We start from the raw sequence: 16,675 nt of genomic DNA, 5'->3' as shown, positions 1-16,675 counted from the left end.
GGAGATGACGGGGATCGACGCGAAGTGGCTGTGGAGCAGGTTCAAATCGCCTCGCCAGTTTTTCGAGGGGAACGGCAAGACGGCGCTTCGCAAGGAGCTGGAAGCTCTGATCGGCCCTGCCCTTGCCGAATGGTCGGGCGAGGTAGCCGAGCGTTGGCTTGCGCACTACGCTTCGGCATGGTCGCAAGAAGCCGCGCGCGCGGGCGATAGGTTAAAACGCGACCTGACGGCTTATGCGGACGGGCGCAAACAATCGCTCGCGGACAGCGCGAACGTGGATGAACTAAACCGTCTGTATGAAGCGCTGACTCATATCTAATTGTATTGGATGAAGGATGGTTTCATCGCATGAATCGATGGATGCTTTTGCCGGGGTTGTTTCACCTGGCAAAAGCTTTTTTTATTTTTGTGTGCAAATGTGCAAAAACGGAGCAATACGCACATATTGGCAACGATTTTCGACGATTTAAGAGCATAAACCGCTTCCAGTTCCACTATCGGGGATATAAGGGGCACAACTAAAAAATTCACAAAAATATCGACTTTGCTACGCAAAACCGATGCTGATAAGATTCACTCATACTTAAATAAAAGAGACGGGGAGATGGATTTCGTTGGACGTACTGAGGCAATTGAAAGCCTTTTATTTGCCGGAGAGAAAGTTTCTGATTTCGTCGATTTTGTTTCTTATGATCGCGACGGCGCTGGGGCTTATTTATCCGAATTTGCTCAGGTACCTGATCGATGACGTCGTCAGACCGCGGCGGTTCGAGCTGGTGCCGCAGCTTGCGCTAATCGTCGTAGGCGTCATTTCGCTCAAGGCGCTCAATCAGTTCCTGCACGGTTTCTTCGGCGGACGGCTGGGCAACCGAGTGGCTTACCGGATGCGCAACGCGCTCTACGATAAGCTGCAGACCTTATCCTACCAATATTATGACAAAGCAAAAACAGGGGACCTGATGTCCCGGCTGACCGCGGATTTGGAAGCGATTCGAAATTTCATCGGCTTCGGCTTCGCCCAAATTCTAAACATGGTGCTTATGGTCGCGTTCGGCGGAGCGATGATGCTGTACATCAACTGGCAGCTGACGCTCATTACTCTCGTGACGATCCCCGTGCTCGTCTTCCTGGCGCTTCGATTCGAGAAGCTGATTCATCCCGCGTTCCGCGAGATGCGGCAGGCGATGAGCAATCTGACGACGGCGGTACAGGAAAACATTACGGGCGTGCGCACCGTGAAATCCTTTGCCCGCGAGAAGCACGAAGTCACGAAGTTTTCGGTTCGGAACGAGGCTTACCAGACGAACCAGGTCGGCGCTTCGGGCCTGTGGGCCAAGTTTTTCCCGGCGATGGAATTGTCGGCGAACATGAGCGCGGTCATCCTGCTCGTCGCGGGCGGCTCGATGGTCATCAACGGCTCGTTGCAGCTTGGCGAATTCGTCGCGTTCTTCAGCTTGATCTGGTACATCATCGGCCCGATGTGGGGTCTGGGCTTCCATATTAATAACTATACGCAGTTCAAAGCATCCGGTGAACGCGTGCTCGGTTTATTGAACGAGCATATCCATGTGAAAAACGAAGAAGACGCTATCGCGGTCAGCCCTGAGCAAGTCAAAGGCCATGTGCGGTTCGAGAACGTGACGTTCAATTATCCGGATAAATCGGCCGCGCTGACCGATATCAGCCTCGATGCGCCCGCGGGCTCCGTCATCGGTTTGCTGGGAGCGACGGGCTCCGGCAAATCGACCATTATTCAACTGATGATGCGGGCTTATAACGTGAAACAAGGCAGCATCTATCTCGACGGAATGGACATTCGCCATCTGGACGTCGAGTCGCTGCGCCGCCAGATCGCGCCGGTATTCCAGGAGACGTTCCTCTTCTCCGCCTCAATCCGCGATAATATCGCTTACGGAGTGCGGGACGTGACGCAGGAGCAGATCGAATACGCCGCGAAGCTGTCGAAGGCGCATGATTTCATTATGGAGCTTCCCCTCGGCTACGATACGATCGTGGGAGAGAGGGGGATGGGTCTCTCCGGCGGTCAGAAGCAGCGGATCGCGATTGCCCGTGCCCTAATCAAAAATCCTCGCATTCTTATCCTCGACGACGCGACGAGCGCGGTCGACATGGAGACGGAGCACGATATTCAAGCGGGCTTCAAGGAGCTGATGGCGGGGCGTACGACGTTCATTATCGCCCACCGGATTTCCTCGTTGCGCCACGCCGACGAAATTATCGTGCTTGATAAAGGACGCATCGTGCAGCGCGGCAAGCATGCCGAGCTGATCGCGAAGGAAGGACCTTATCGCGACACCTACAATATCCAGTATGCGGACTTCGTGGCCCAAGAAGGCAAACCGAACGTCATCGATATTCAAGACCGGAGAAGGAGCATCGTTCAATGAGCGCAAATACCGCAAAAACCCGCAGCCGCGACGAACGGTTCGTCTATCAGGACGACGACGCGATAGAGAAGCCGTTTAACTGGGCGCAGCTGCGGAGGCTGTACACTTATATGCATCCGTACCGGAAGCAGCTGATGCCCGTAATTATCATGATGGTCATCGGAACCCTCACCAAGCTTACGGTTCCGATCATTATGGGTCTTGTCATCGACAACATCCTTAACGCGGAGAAGGGCTTCGGAGACTTCGGCACGCTGGCGCTCGCGGGCGCCGGCATGCTCGCCCTGTACGTCGTGCAGTGGGCTTCCAACACGTATCGAATCAAATATACGAATATCATCGGCCAGAAGGTCATTTACGACCTGCGCGAGCATCTGTTCCGGCATATTCAGAAGCTGTCGTTCCGCTTCTACGACAAACGTCCCGCTGGCTCCGTGCTCGTCCGCGTCACGAACGACGTGAACGCGCTGCAGGATCTGTTCACGAACGGCGTCGTCAACTTGCTGATGGACTGCATCCAGCTTGTCGGCATCGTCGTCATCCTGCTCGCGCTCAACGTCAAGCTGGGGCTGGCGGTCATGATTACCGTGCCGATCATGTTCATCGTCTCGACGTCGCTTCGCAAGCGGATCCGCTTCGCCTGGCAGGACGTTCGCATGAAGCAGTCGCGCATCAACGCGCATTTGAACGAGAGCATTCAAGGGATGAAGGTCACGCAGGCCTACGTGCAGGAGAAAGACAATATGGGCTTCTTCACCCATATGAATACGGATAACATTAAGTCGTGGAACAAAGCGTCGGCGCTTAACCAGGCATTCGGCCCGATTATCGAGGTTACGGCGGCGATCGGCACGTGCATCCTGTTCTGGTACGGCGCCCACCTGATACAGAGCGATGCCATTACCGTCGGCTTGCTCGTCATGTTTGCCAACTATATCGGCAACTTCTGGGAGCCGATTAACCGTCTCGGCCAGATGTATTCGCAGCTGCTCATCGCGATGGCTTCCTCGGAGCGAATTTTCGAGTTTATCGACGAGGAGCCGACGGTCGGAGAAGCGAAGACCGCGCGGCAGCTGCCGGCCATCAAAGGCGACGTCACCTTCGACAACATCGTCTTCGAATACGAGAAGGACCGCCCGGCGCTCAAAGGCGTCAGCATCGACGTCAAAGCCGGCCAATCGATCGCGCTCGTCGGCCATACCGGCTCCGGTAAAAGCACGATCATCAATCTGCTCTGCCGATTTTACGACCCGGTTCAAGGACGCGTGCTAATCGACGGCATCGACATCCGCGACGTCACGATCGAAAGCCTGCGCTCGCAGGTCGGCATCGTGCTGCAGGATACCTTCATCTTCGCGGGCTCGATCCGCGATAATATCCGCTACGGCAAGCTGGACGCGACGGATGACGAGATCGTCAAAGCGGCCCAGGCCGTCCACGCGCACGAATTCATCATGTCGCTGCCGGACGGCTATGACACGCAGGTCGAGGAACGCGGCAACGTGCTGTCCATGGGCCAGCGCCAGCTGCTGTCGTTCGCCCGCGCGCTGCTTGCCGATCCGCGAATACTTATCCTGGACGAAGCGACGGCGAGTATCGATACGGAGACTGAGCTTAGGATCCAAGAAGCGCTCAAGACGCTCTTGTCGGGCCGCACGTCCTTTATGATCGCGCATCGGCTCTCGACAATCCGGCATGCGGACGACATCATCGTGCTGGATCACGGCCGAATCGTCGAGCAGGGCAATCACGAGGAGCTCCTCGCGAGAAAAGGCGTTTACAATGGATTAATCGAGGCGCAATACCGCTTCCTGTAACAAAGAAAACCGAACGTTTCAGCTATAATCCACGAAATCATATTGCTTTTTGACCAAAGAACCTCCACAATGGAAGAAAAACCGCCGCTTGAAGCGGCAACTTCCAGGAGGTTCTTTGTTGTTATGTATGGATCACCGTTAACGTCAGGCGCGCGTAAAGTGCTGCTGTTGGGTTCTGGAGAATTGGGCAAAGAGGTGGTGCTCGAGGCGCAGCGCCTCGGCGTCGAGACGATCGCCGTCGACCGGTATGCGAACGCGCCGGCGATGCAGGTCGCGCATCGCAGCTATGTGACCGACATGCTCGACGGCGACGGCATACGCCGCATTATTGAAGAAGAACGTCCGGACTTCATCGTGCCGGAGATCGAGGCGATCGCGACGGAAACCCTTCTCGAGCTCGAGAGCGAAGGGCATCGCGTGATTCCGACCGCCCGCGCCGCCCGTCTGACGATGGATCGCGAGGGTATCCGTCGCTTGGCGTCGGAAACGCTGGGTCTGCCGACGGCCCCTTACCGGTTCGCGGATACGCTGGACGAGCTTCGCCAAGCGGCAGCGGAGCTGGGCTTCCCTTGCGTGATTAAGCCGATCATGAGCTCCTCCGGCAAAGGCCAGAGCGTATGCCGCTCCGAAGCGGAGATCGAGGGCTGCTGGAATTACGCGATGGAAGGCGGCCGCGCGAAGAAGAGCCGCATCATCGTGGAAGGCTTCGTCACGTTCGAGTCCGAGATTACGCTTCTGACGGTTCGTTCCGTATCCGGCACCAGCTACTGCCCGCCGATCGGGCACGTGCAGAAGGACGGCGACTACATCGAGTCGTGGCAGCCTCATCAAATGACGGAAGCTCAAATCCGCGAGGCGGAAGAGATCGCGCTACGTATTACGGACGAGCTTGGCGGCTACGGCATCTACGGCGTCGAGCTGTTCCTGACGAAGGACGGCGTCTTGTTCAGCGAGGTTTCGCCGCGGCCGCATGACACCGGCATGGTCACGATGGCGACGCAGGACTTGTCGGAGTTCGCGCTGCATATCCGCGCGATTCTCGGCTTCCCGATCCCGACGATCCGCTTGCTTTCTCCGGGCGCTTCGCATACGCTGAAAGCAGATCGCGAATCGGCCGCTTTCCGCATCGGCGGTCTCGAGGAAGCGTTGTCGCTGCCGAATACGCAGGTACGGGTGTTCGGCAAACCGGAGACGAAGGTTGGCAGACGGATGGCGGTTGCGCTCAGCACCGCACCGGATACGGACGCCGCCCGCGAGCTGGCGAGAAGAGCGGCCGAATCGCTGCGCATCGAATACGACAACAAGTAAGCGGAGGATAGAAGCATGGCGAAAAAATCGAACGGCAGGCAGGCGCCAAGGCAGCATGAGAAGCCGGCGGAAGAGGCCAAGCAGGGCAATTCCTTAAAGGATTTGCTGGGCGCGGCTACGATTCAGAAGCTGAAAGCCCAAGCCGACGAAATGAAGCTGGCCGAACAGAAGCGCAAGGAAGAGAAGCGCAGGCAAGAGGAAGAAGCGAAGAAGCAGGAGCAGAAGCGGCTGGAGAACGACTTCGCTTATTTGCTGGACAACAGCGATCCTAATTGGGGCAAGTTTAAATAAAGGGCCTAAGAGCTTTCCGCCGCGGCGGAGAGCTCTTTTTTTGACCGAAAACAGGCATGGCAGCCTCGATCCGTTCACCGCATCGCCTATCCGCCCATACAATAAATGATCGCGAACGTTTATGGGCTCCCGCGCGATGGGGAGCGAAGGAGGCAGCTACAAGATGCAAGTAACGGTAAGAAGAGGGGATACCCTCTGGCGGTACAGCGTGCTGTTCGGCATTCCCTACCCGCTGATCGTCGATTCCAACAGAGGCGTCGATCCGAACGCGCTCGTCATCGGCCAGACCGTGCAAATACCGGGCTATGTATGGTCGGATTACAGCATACAGAGAGGCGATTCGTTGTGGCGAATCGCCGTGCAGAACGGCATCTCGACGGAGCTCCTGCTGCAGACGAATCCGGGCGTTCAGAGTAATGCTCTGCAGATCGGCCAAGTCATCCGGGTGCCGAGGCGCGTCACCTCCCTTGTCATTAATCCGGTACGGAACTATAATTACGCGGCGCTGCGGGCGGATCTGCAAACGCTGCAGGCGGTATATCCCTTCTTGCTTCGATCTTCGATCGGCAGAAGCGTGATGGGCAAGGAGATGCCCGAGATCCGCATAGGCCGCGGCAGTAAGCGCGTGCATTTCAACTCGTCCATACATGCCAACGAATGGATCACGACGCCGGTGATTATGCGGTTCATGAACGAATACGCCCTCGCGCTGACGAACAGCACGGACATACGGGGGCTGAACATGTATGAGCAGTATTTGCAGACGACTTTGTCCATCGTTCCGATGATGAATCCGGACGGCGTGAATTTGGTGATCGACGGTCCGCCGAACGAGGAGCCGTTTGCTTCGGAGGCTGTGCGCATCAACAACGGAAGCTATGATTTCAGCGGCTGGAAAGCGAATATCCGAGGCGTTGATCTCAACAAGCAGTTTCCGGCGTTATGGGAGAGGGACGCCGTTATCGGTCCACAGGAGCCGGCGCCGCGGGACTTCTCCGGAACGGCGCCGCTCACGGAGCCCGAGGTTCAGCATTTGGCCGCCCTGACGCGGGAACGGGATTTTGTTCGCGTGCTTGCTTTCCATACGCAGGGTAACGTGTTTTTCTGGGGCTTCGAAGGGCTGGAGCCGCCCGAATCGGCCGTGCTCGCGAGAGAATTCGCGGATGTGAGCGGATACCGCGCCGTGCGGGACGCGGGAAGCACGGCCGGCTACAAGGATTGGTTCATTCAGGACTGGCGGCGTCCCGGCTTCACGATCGAGCTTGGCACAGGCGCGAATCCCCTGCCGCTCTCGCAGTTCGGGCCGATATACGACTCGTCGCTCGGCATCATGCTTGCGGCGCTATATATGTAAGCTTGACGTTGGAAGGATGCGGGGCTGCCGCATCCTTTTTTTGTCGGTTTGGCATAAGGCGGAGCGGAAATGCAAACCATGGTAACATCTGACACGATATGGACGAGAGGAGGCAGTCCCTCAATGAACAGCCGCTTGGCGTGGTACCTGATCGCCGTGTGCTCCGTCATCGCTACCGTCTTGTGGCTGACGGGGCTCGGAATAACGGCGATGGATATACTGGTTCCGGCATCAGCGTCGGAAGCGGGAGGAACCGAAGAGACGCGGACGGCTCCCGTCGCGACGCCGCTTGAGCAGGCAGAGGAAATTCGGTTGCTTGCGTTAGGCGACTCCTTGACGAAAGGAACGGGCGACGAGACGGGACAGGGCTATGTTCATCGCCTTGCGGAAGGGCTCAAGTCCCGGTACGGGAAGCCGGTGTCGATGCTCGGCAATCTGGCCGTTAACGGAATGACGGCAACCGAGCTTAGCGAACGGCTAGAGCAGGATGAGATCGTCCAGAACACGGTCAGGCAAGCGAACTTGATCGTGTTCAGCATCGGCGGGAACGACTTATTCCTGTCCGCGCGGGCCAAGTGGAACGGCCGTCAGCTGAAGGCGGTCAGCGTCGATGAGCTTACCGGAGACTTGGAAGAGGCCGCCGGAAGGTTCCGGAGCATAACCAGCAGGCTTCATGCGCTGAATCCGAATGCTACCGTCGTATATATGGGACTGTATAATCCGTTTTTCGATATCGACGAGCTTCGGGACGCCAGCTTGAAGATCCAGCTGTGGAATAAGCAAGCTTACGGCGCTCTTCATGAATTTCCGTTGATGCGGATGGCGCCGACGTTCGACCTGTTCGAGGACCGTATTATCGAGCGACTGTCCTCGGATCATTTCCACCCGAACGGCGACGGCTACGAGAAGATCGCTTCCCGTATGCTGGACGCCCTTTAGTCCCCTTCATTCGATGAGAGGTGAAAGTCATGCAAGAGACGGTTCTTTCCGTCCAAAACCTGAGCAAAAAAATAAACGGCAAAACGATCGTCGACGATGTCAGCTTCGAGCTCCGGGCCGGAGAAATATTAGGCTTCCTGGGGCCGAACGGGGCAGGGAAAACGACGACGATCCGGATGCTCGTCGATCTGATTAAGCCGACGTCCGGAACCGTGACGATCTGCGGGAAACCCGTCCAGCGCGAGCCGGAGCAAGCGCTTCGGCATGTCGGATCGATCGTCGAAAACCCGGAAATGTACGGCTATATGACCGGCTGGCAAAATCTCGAGCATTTCGCCCGCATGCAGGACGGGATAGACGAAGCCCGCATTCGCGAAGTAACGTCGATCGTGAAGCTGCAGGACCGCATCCACGATAAGGTCAAGACCTATTCGCTTGGCATGCGCCAGCGGCTGGGCATTGCCCAGGCGCTGCTGGGAAGGCCGAAGCTGCTCATATTGGACGAGCCGACCAACGGACTTGATCCGAAGGGGATCAAGGAGCTCCGAACGTTCATCCGGCAGCTGGCGCAGGAAGGACTCTGCCTGCTCGTCTCCAGCCATCTGCTCAGCGAGGTGCAGCTGCTTTGCGACCGATTCGTTATTATTCACGGCGGCAAAGTGGCGGCGGCCGGGACGGTGGAGCAGCTGATTCGCAGCGCGGGAAACCAAGTCCTGTGGCAGTTCGAGCATGGCGAGGATGGAATCCGGGAGCTCTTGAAGGATAGCCGGATACAGCTGATCGAACGAATCGATTACGGCGATGCGGCGGCGCAGCCGGCCGCGAAGGCGGTGACCGCGATGAGCGAGGAGCTGATTCCGGAGACGGTGGCCAGACTGGCGGCAGGCGGCGTTCGGATTCATGGCGTATGCAAGGCGGAGCCGACGCTTGAGGAAATGTTTCTAACCATGACGGAGAGTGAGACGATTGCTTAGATTGGCAGCCCTTATTCAGAATGAAGCGATGAAGCTGTGGCTCAAAAAAAGATTTTTGGTTATCGTCCTGATCCTCCTTATTCTGATTCCCGTCTTCACGTACGCGCAGCATAAGATGGTCAAAAACAATCGGGAGCATTTCGCCGATTGGCGAAACCAGACGCTGCAGCAAATCGCGGATATCGAAAACACGTTATCCAGCGACCGGATTCCGGAGGAATGGAAGAAAGGAAGAAGGATAGCCGTTCAGCAGCTCCGCTATTATTTGGAGCATGATATTAATCCGAGCGAGCCCAGCGGCGTCCAATTCACGAGAGAGTTTCTCGGCAACGCGATTACGCTGTTCATTCCGATGCTGGTGCTTGCGATCGGCTCGGATATCGTATCGGGGGAGAGGACGGCCGGCACGATCAAGATGCTGCTGACCAGACCCGTGCGCAGGTGGAAAATATTGCTTGCCAAGCTGCTTGCGCTGACGCTTTACGTGTCACTTACCATTGCGGTAACGGTCATATTATGTTACCTTATATCCGGCTTTGTTTTTGGATACGGCGGGTTCGGCGCTCCGGTGCTGACGGGCTTCAGGCTTCAAGGAGGAACGGTCGACGCGCAGGCGGTTCACGCCATTCCGCAATGGAGGTTCCTCCTCATGCAGGCGGGGCTATGCTGGTTCGCCTCCATGATCGTCGCTATACTCGGACTCATGGTAAGCGTACTGGTTCGCAGCACGGCGGCCAGCATGGTCACGATGATGGCCGCGATCATCGCCGGTTCGATTCTATCCTCTATGTCTTCGACTTGGACGAGCGCCAAATATTTATTTTCCGTCAACTTGAAGCTGACCGGCTATCTGGACGGATCGCCGCCTCCGATCGAAGGAATGACGCTTCCCTTTTCGGTTGCCGTCCTGTCCGTCTGGGGCGCGGCATCGCTTGCCGTTTCGTTTCGCGTCTTTACGAAAGGGGACATCTTGAATTAAAATAGCTTGAAGCAACGTGCGACAAAAGACACGGATTGGGGGAAGCTCATGGCTGAGCAACTGGATTTATTCGGTAACACGGCGGCCAAAGACCGGAATTACGAGGCCGATGACATACAAGTGCTGGAAGGCCTGACGGCCGTCCGCAAACGTCCGGGCATGTACATAGGCAGCACGAGCACGTCCGGCCTGCATCATCTCGTCTGGGAGATCGTCGACAACGCGGTGGACGAGCATCTGGCGAAGTTCTGCTCCGCGATCGAGGTTACGCTCCATAAGAACGGCTCCATCACCATTCACGACAACGGGCGCGGGATTCCGACCGGCATGCATAAGACCGGCATTCCCACGCCTCAAGTCGTCTTTACGATCCTTCATGCGGGCGGCAAGTTCGGCGGCGGAGGCTACAAGAAGTCGGGCGGTCTGCACGGCGTCGGCGCATCGGTGACGAACGCGCTGTCGGAGTGGCTCGAGGTGGAAATCTATCGCGACGGCAAGATACATAAGATGAGATTCGAATATTGGGTCGACGGACAAGGCAAGGAGCATGTCGGCGAACCCGTAACCGGCCTCGAGATCGCGGGCAATACGAACCGGACGGGTACGAAGGTGACGTTCAAGCCGGACGGCCGCGTATTCCAGAGCGGCACTTCGTTCAACTACGACACGCTGGCCGAGCGGCTGCAGGAAATCGCTTTCCTGAACTCGGGCCTTAAGGTGACGATCAAGGACGACCGCAGCGGCAAAGCCGACGTGTTCCATTACGAAGGCGGCGCCAGCCAGTTCGTGCAATATTTGAACGAGGACAAGACGGTGCTGCATGACGTGATTCACTTCACCGGCGACCGTGACGATATCGAGGTCGAGGTGGCTCTGCAGTACAACGACGGATACACGGAGACGATCGCATCATTCGTCAACTCCATTCCGACGCGGGGCGGCGGAACGCACGAGACAGGCTTCAAAACCGCTTATACGCGTGTTATGAACGACTATGCCCGCAAAGCCGCGCTGCTCAAGGAGAAGGACAAGAACCTCGAAGGCAACGACTTGCGCGAAGGCATGATGGCCGTCATCAACATCAAGATGTCCGAGGTCGAGTTCGTCGGCCAGACGAAGGACCAGCTCGGCAGCGCTTCGGCGCGGAGCGCGGTCGACGCCGTCGTCACGGACAAGATGCAGGTGTTCCTCGAAGAAAATCCGCAGGTTGCGCAGTCGCTGCTGAAGAAAGCCGTGCAGGCTTCCAAAGCGCGCGAAGCGGCGCGCAAAGCCCGCGAGGAAATCCGCAGCGGCAAGAAGAAGAGCGAAAGCTCGAATCTCGGCGGCAAGCTGACGCCGGCGCAGTCCAAGGATTACGCGCGCAACGAACTCTTCATCGTCGAAGGGGATTCCGCCGGCGGCTCCGCCAAGCAGGGCCGCGACTCCAAGCATCAGGCGATTCTCCCGCTTAAGGGCAAGCCGATGAACCCGGAGAAAGCGAAGCTCGTCGACATCCTGAAGAACGACGAATACAAAGCGATCATTACCGCGATCGGAGCGGGCGTAGGTCCCGAATTCGAGGCGGAGGAGAGCAATTACAGCAAAATCATCATCATGACGGACGCCGACACGGACGGCGCGCACATCCAGGTGCTGCTCCTGACGTTCTTCTATCGTTATATGAAGCCGCTGATCGACACAGGCCGCATCTACATCGCGCAGCCGCCGCTCTATAAGATCACGCGCAAATCCGGCAAGCTCGAGACGGTCCGTTACGCGTGGACGGATGAGCAGCTGCAAAATTATTTGAAGGAATTCGGCAAAAACTACGAGATTCAACGCTACAAGGGTCTTGGCGAGATGAACCCGGATCAGCTGTGGGAGACAACCATGGATCCGGAATCGCGCACGCTTCTGCAGGTGCAGATCGAAGACGCGGCCAAGGCGGAGCGCCGAGTGTCCACGCTGATGGGCGACAAGGTCGATCCGCGTAAGCGCTGGATTATCGAAAATGTAGACTTTACCGAATACGTGGAATAGGGGGGAGCAAGCATGAGTATCCTGGAACAATTCCTGCCGGCGTTTCTGGAGGAGGTCGTAGGCGACCGCTTCGGACGCTATTCGAAGTACATCATACAGGATCGCGCGATTCCCGATGTCCGCGACGGCCTGAAGCCGGTGCAGCGCCGCATTCTGTACGCGATGTACGATGCGGGCAACACGCCGGACAAGCCATACCGCAAGTCGGCCAAAACAGTCGGGGACGTCATGGGCAACTACCATCCGCATGGCGACTCGTCGATCTATGAAGGCATGGTGCGCATGGCGCAGCCGTGGAAGATGGGTATTCCGCTCATCGACGGCCACGGCAATTGGGGCTCGCAGGACGATGACCCGGCCGCGGCCATGCGTTATACGGAGGCCCGCCTGTCCAAGATCGCGATGGAGCTTCTTCGCGATATCGACAAGAGGACCGTTCAATTCAAAGACAACTTCGACGGTACGACCAAAGAACCTGTCGTGCTGCCGTCCCGTTATCCGAACCTGCTGGTGAACGGCGTCAGCGGCATCTCGTCGGGGTTTGCGACCGAGATTCCTCCGCATAGCCTGAGGGAAGTCATCGACGCCTGCATCGCGTACATGAACAAGCCGGAGATCGAGCTGCCCGAGCTGATGGGCATCATCAAAGGCCCGGATTTCCCGACCGGCGGTCTCATCATGGGCGAAGAAGGCATTCGCGAGGCTTATTCGACGGGCAAAGGACGCATCTATATCCGTTCGAAGACGGCGATAGAGGACTTGCGAGGCGGCAAGCAGCAGATCGTCATCACGGAAATTCCGTATCAGGTCGTGAAGTCGAGACTCGTCACCGCGATGGAGAACATCCGTCTCGAGAAGAAGGTCGAGGGCATCGCCGAGGTTCGCGACGAGAGCGGACGGAACGGACTCCGGATCGTCGTAGAGCTGAAGAAGGATGCCGACGCAAGCGGCATTCTGGCCTACTTGCTCAAGAAAACCGATCTGCAGGTCACCTACAACTTCAACATGGTCGCCATCGTCAACAAGGCGCCGCAGCAGCTTGGCTTGAAGCCGATGCTCTCGGCTTATGTAGAACATCAAAAAGAAGTGGTGACGCACCGCACGAAGTATGAGCTGGAGAAGGCCGAAGACCGCGCCCATGTCGTGGAGGGACTTGTAAAAGCTCTTAATATTTTGGATGAAGTCATCGCCACGATCAAGGCGTCCAAAAACCGGGGAGACGCGCAGGACAACTTGATCGCCAAATACGGCTTCACGGAGCGGCAAGCGGACGCGATTCTGACGCTCCAGCTCTATCGGTTGACGAATCTGGAGATTACGTCCCTCGAGAAAGAGCTCAAAGAAGCGCAAAAACGGATTGCCTACCTGCGTTCCATCCTGGAAAGCGAGAAGAAGCTGCTCGGTGTCATCAAGGACGAGCTGACCGAAATCCGCGATAAGTATGGCATCGACCGCAGATCCGATATTCAAGGCGAAGTCGAGGAGCTGAAGGTCAATCTCGAGGTGCTGGTCACGCCGGAGGACGTGCTCGTCACGCTCAGCCAAGACGGCTACATGAAACGGACCAGCATGCTGTCGTTCACCCGCTCCGGCGGAGAGCTGGACAGTGCGGGAGTGAAGGAGGGCGACGTGATCCGCGAGCTTCTGCAGGTGAACACGATCGACAACCTGCTGCTCTTCACGCGCAAAGGCCAATATTATTTGCTTCCGGTTCATCAAATTCCGGAATTCAAATGGAAGGATACCGGAACGGCGATCGTCAATATCGTGCCGCTGCCGAAGGACGATGCCATTATTAGCGTTATTCCGATCAAAGATATTCAGCAGCCGGAGCTTTCGCTCGTCTTCGTGACGCGAAGAGGGCAGGTGAAACGGACGGAGCTGAAGGAGTACGCGACGACAAGATCGACGGCTGTCGCGGCATGCAAGGTGGCGGACGGCGACGAGGTCATTCATGTTGCCGTAAGCGACGGCTCGAAGCAGCTGATGCTTGTATCGAAGAACGGTCTTAGCATTCGCTTCCAAGAGTCGGACGTGAATCCGATGGGACGCGTGGCATCCGGGGTAAGAGGCATGCAGCTGAAGGAAGACGACGAGCTGATCGCGGCGATGTGGGTTGCTGACGACGAAGGAGAAGTGCTTGTCATGTCGGAAATCGGATACGCGAAGCGCACCTTGCTGCTGGACTATCCGATTCAAGGCCGGGGCGGCCGAGGCGTGCAAACCTTCGAGTTCAAAGAAGGCAAACGCGTAAGGTCGAACGGGGAGAGGCTGGTCTCCGCTTATTATTGCACGCAGCCGATCGAGATTGTCGCGCTTACATCAAGCGGCAGCAAGCTTGCAGCCGAATCCGAGAAAGCGCCGATCGAGGAACGCAAGTCCGTCGGCAAGGGATTGTTCCCCGTCGAGAAAAACGATGTCATTACGACGACCTTTATCAGGTCCATGCCTGAACTCAATCAAAAGGCCGATTAGGCGGATCGAGACGTTCGATCAACTCGAGAAAAGCCTCGAGCATGACCCACAATGGCACAAGCTCATCCGGGCGATCCAGCCATTGCGGGTCTTTTATTATGCCGTATGCGCGTATTCGATTGATCACGTCCGCTTTTCTCTCATCCATTGCAATCACGCTCCCTTTTCCGCCTTTCTGTTGACAACGATTTCACCGAACTTGCGGGCTATCGCCTCATCATATGTCACAACCTGTCATATGGTTCGGAATCGTCGCGATTAGTGACGCAAACTATTAATTGCGTTAACCTTTTATTCGACATACTCAATTGGTATAATAGAGTAAGAGAAAGGTTAATAGGACAGAAAGCGGGTGGTAAGAGTGGTTTCCGATGATTTTACCAAGCTTTGGACGAGGCTTTCGCGCGAGTGGAAGATTAGCTTGGAGCAATCGTTAGCTCCCTTGACGGAGGGGCAGCTGAACGTGCTGGAATTGCTCCTGGAGTCTCAGCCGATGAAGCCTTCCGATCTCATTCAATACTTATCGACGACGCCTGCCGCCATTACGACGTTGCTCGACCGTATGGAGCGGAACGAATTAATCGTCCGGACGCGGGACGACAACGACCGCAGAATCGTATGGATCTCCGTCTCGGACAAAGGAAAGGCGGAGGCGGAGCGGGGACGCGGCATCCGCAGCAGCATGATCGAGCAGTCGCTTGACCGAATCTCCATACATAATCAGCAGCTGCTTGTCTACTTGCTAGGCAAGGTAGCGAATGCATAATGACGAATAAGGCCGCTTTCTCTTATGAGAAAGCGGCCCTTTTTTGTAGATCGTTATTCGCCCGCGCTCATCGATTCCAGACGAGCAACGAGCATGTCGAAGTCGGAGCTTAATTGGTCGTAAATCGTACCGCTCAGCAATTCGTCGTCGCGCTCGGCGAGCGTCTGCTCGACCGGGAGTACGCGGTACCGATAAGAGCGGTCCGGCTTGTATCGATGCACCCAGGTCGGGATCGCTTCAATCTCGGTCAGCTCCGTCACGCCCTCGGTCACGTTTTTGCGAATGCCGACCTTGAAGATGACGCCGTAATCTTTGGAATCTCCGCGTTGATTCGAGATGAAGTTGCCCATGGAGTAAATAATAAGTGCTTTTTTCGTCTGCCCATCAGGTCCCGGCGTTTCAACCACCTCGTAAGGCTGAATGACATGGGGATGGGAGCCGGCAATGATATCCGCTCCGGCCGCGACCAAGGCGCGCGCCAGTCTCTTTTGCTCCTCGCTTGGCGTTGTCTGATATTCGTTGCCGAAGTGAAGCGCCACGGTTACGATATCCGCCCCGCCGTCTCGCAGCCGCTGAATATCGGATTTAATCTTCGTTTCGTCGATCAAGTTGACGAGATAAGGCTTGCCGTCCGGAATCAGTATGCCGTTCGTCCCGTACGTATAGGAGAGCAGCCCCATCTTAATCCCGTTCTGCTCCGAGAAGACGAGCGTTTCCGCTTCCTCCGGCGAAGCGGCGGTGCCGACCGACTGAAGTCCCAGCTCTTTCAAATGCTCCAGCGTGCGCAGAAGCCCCTTCTCGCCCTTGTCGAGCGAATGATTGTTGGCCGTCGACAGCAGATTGAAGCCGGCCGCTTTCAGAGCCTGCGCGAGCTCGACGGGCGCATTGAAGGTCGGATAGCCGGTATAGCCGTAATCCTTGCCCGCAATAGGCGTCTCCAGGTTGGCCATTACCCAATCGCCATCCTCGAAGATCGGCTTGACTTCCTCGAAGAACGGAGTGAAATCGTAAGCGTCCAGCTCCGCGTCATAAGCGCCCGGCAGCTGGGGCGTGTGGCTCATAATATCGCCGACGCCCATCCACACGGCTTCCGTGAACACCGGCTCCACAGGCGTTGGCTCCGGGGTAGGCGGAGCGGGTGACGCGGTCTCGGCCGCGCTCGGCATGACGGAAGCGACGTTATTCTCGTCGCTCAGCGTCCCGGGATTATCGCCGCCTCCGTCTAGAAGGGGGCCGAAGCCTATATATAGAATGACGGCGGAAGCTATTCCGAGCAGAAGGACAAGGGGGATCCAGAACTTCTTGTGTCGCATCGATTCACTCTTCCTCTCATGACGAATGGGAG

General features: G+C 56.9%; 13 protein-coding genes. 11 read left to right on the top strand and 2 right to left on the bottom strand.

Annotated elements, in window-relative coordinates; translation table 11 throughout:
- Positions 1-614 precede the first annotated feature (614 nt).
- The 10 genes from NQZ67_RS03540 to gyrA all read left to right on the top strand — a co-directional run bounded on the left by NQZ67_RS03540 (position 615) and on the right by gyrA (position 14,564).
- Positions 615-2,408: an ABC transporter ATP-binding protein gene (locus tag NQZ67_RS03540; protein ID WP_257442838.1), complete on the top strand. Its 1,794-nt coding sequence runs from the start codon at positions 615-617 to the stop codon at positions 2,406-2,408.
- Positions 2,405-4,225: an ABC transporter ATP-binding protein gene (locus NQZ67_RS03535; protein ID WP_257442834.1), complete on the top strand. Its 1,821-nt coding sequence runs from the start codon at positions 2,405-2,407 to the stop codon at positions 4,223-4,225. The genes NQZ67_RS03540 and NQZ67_RS03535 overlap by 4 nt, the downstream gene beginning before the upstream one ends.
- 123 nt (positions 4,226-4,348) lie before the next feature.
- The gene (purT, locus tag NQZ67_RS03530) at positions 4,349-5,533 is read left to right on the top strand and encodes a formate-dependent phosphoribosylglycinamide formyltransferase (RefSeq protein WP_257442832.1); all 1,185 of its coding nucleotides are present in this window, start codon (positions 4,349-4,351) and stop codon (positions 5,531-5,533) included.
- A gap of 15 nt (positions 5,534-5,548) precedes the next feature.
- A complete protein-coding gene (locus tag NQZ67_RS03525) occupies positions 5,549-5,824 on the top strand; it encodes a YqkE family protein (RefSeq protein WP_257442831.1) in 276 nt (91 codons plus the stop codon).
- Positions 5,825-5,987: 163 nt separating this feature from the next.
- Positions 5,988-7,178: a M14 family metallopeptidase gene (locus tag NQZ67_RS03520; protein ID WP_257442829.1), complete on the top strand. Its 1,191-nt coding sequence runs from the start codon at positions 5,988-5,990 to the stop codon at positions 7,176-7,178.
- Between the two features lie 123 nt (positions 7,179-7,301).
- Positions 7,302-8,117, top strand: a complete 816-nt coding sequence (locus tag NQZ67_RS03515) for a GDSL-type esterase/lipase family protein (RefSeq protein WP_257442827.1) — start codon at positions 7,302-7,304, stop codon at positions 8,115-8,117.
- Positions 8,118-8,146: 29 nt separating this feature from the next.
- Positions 8,147-9,091, top strand: a complete 945-nt coding sequence (locus NQZ67_RS03510; RefSeq protein WP_257442825.1) for an ABC transporter ATP-binding protein — start codon at positions 8,147-8,149, stop codon at positions 9,089-9,091.
- Positions 9,084-10,070: an ABC transporter permease gene (locus NQZ67_RS03505; protein WP_257442823.1), complete on the top strand. Its 987-nt coding sequence runs from the start codon at positions 9,084-9,086 to the stop codon at positions 10,068-10,070. Before NQZ67_RS03510 ends, NQZ67_RS03505 begins: the two co-directional genes overlap by 8 nt.
- A 48-nt stretch (positions 10,071-10,118) precedes the next feature.
- On the top strand, positions 10,119-12,089 hold the full coding sequence (gene parE / locus NQZ67_RS03500) for a DNA topoisomerase IV subunit B (RefSeq protein ID WP_257442821.1): 1,971 nt from the start codon (positions 10,119-10,121) through the stop codon (positions 12,087-12,089).
- Between the two features lie 12 nt (positions 12,090-12,101).
- The gene (gyrA, locus tag NQZ67_RS03495) at positions 12,102-14,564 is read left to right on the top strand and encodes a DNA gyrase subunit A (protein WP_257442819.1); all 2,463 of its coding nucleotides are present in this window, start codon (positions 12,102-12,104) and stop codon (positions 14,562-14,564) included.
- Here gyrA and NQZ67_RS03490 read toward each other — a convergent pair.
- Positions 14,545-14,712 (bottom strand): hypothetical protein, encoded by a 168-nt coding sequence (locus NQZ67_RS03490; RefSeq protein ID WP_257442817.1) that lies wholly within the window; start codon positions 14,710-14,712, stop codon positions 14,545-14,547. The genes gyrA and NQZ67_RS03490 overlap by 20 nt on opposite strands.
- Before the next feature lie 213 nt (positions 14,713-14,925).
- On the opposite strand from NQZ67_RS03490, the gene NQZ67_RS03485 reads away from it, so the two are divergent.
- Positions 14,926-15,330 carry a MarR family winged helix-turn-helix transcriptional regulator gene (locus NQZ67_RS03485; RefSeq protein ID WP_257443367.1) on the top strand — a complete coding sequence of 135 codons (405 nt, stop codon included), beginning with the start codon at positions 14,926-14,928 and terminating at the stop codon, positions 15,328-15,330.
- Positions 15,331-15,383: 53 nt separating this feature from the next.
- Here the strand turns inward: NQZ67_RS03485 and NQZ67_RS03480 are convergent, their stop codons facing one another.
- A complete protein-coding gene (locus NQZ67_RS03480; RefSeq protein WP_257442814.1) occupies positions 15,384-16,643 on the bottom strand; it encodes a CapA family protein in 1,260 nt (419 codons plus the stop codon).
- Between the last annotated feature and the right edge of the window lie 32 nt (positions 16,644-16,675).

Origin of the sequence: Paenibacillus soyae (genome assembly GCF_024623455.1) — a bacterium.
GTDB lineage: Bacteria > Bacillota > Bacilli > Paenibacillales > Paenibacillaceae > Pristimantibacillus > Pristimantibacillus soyae.
The sequence above is the reverse complement of the archived record's forward strand: the minus strand, read 5'-3'. Positions and strand labels throughout refer to the sequence as shown.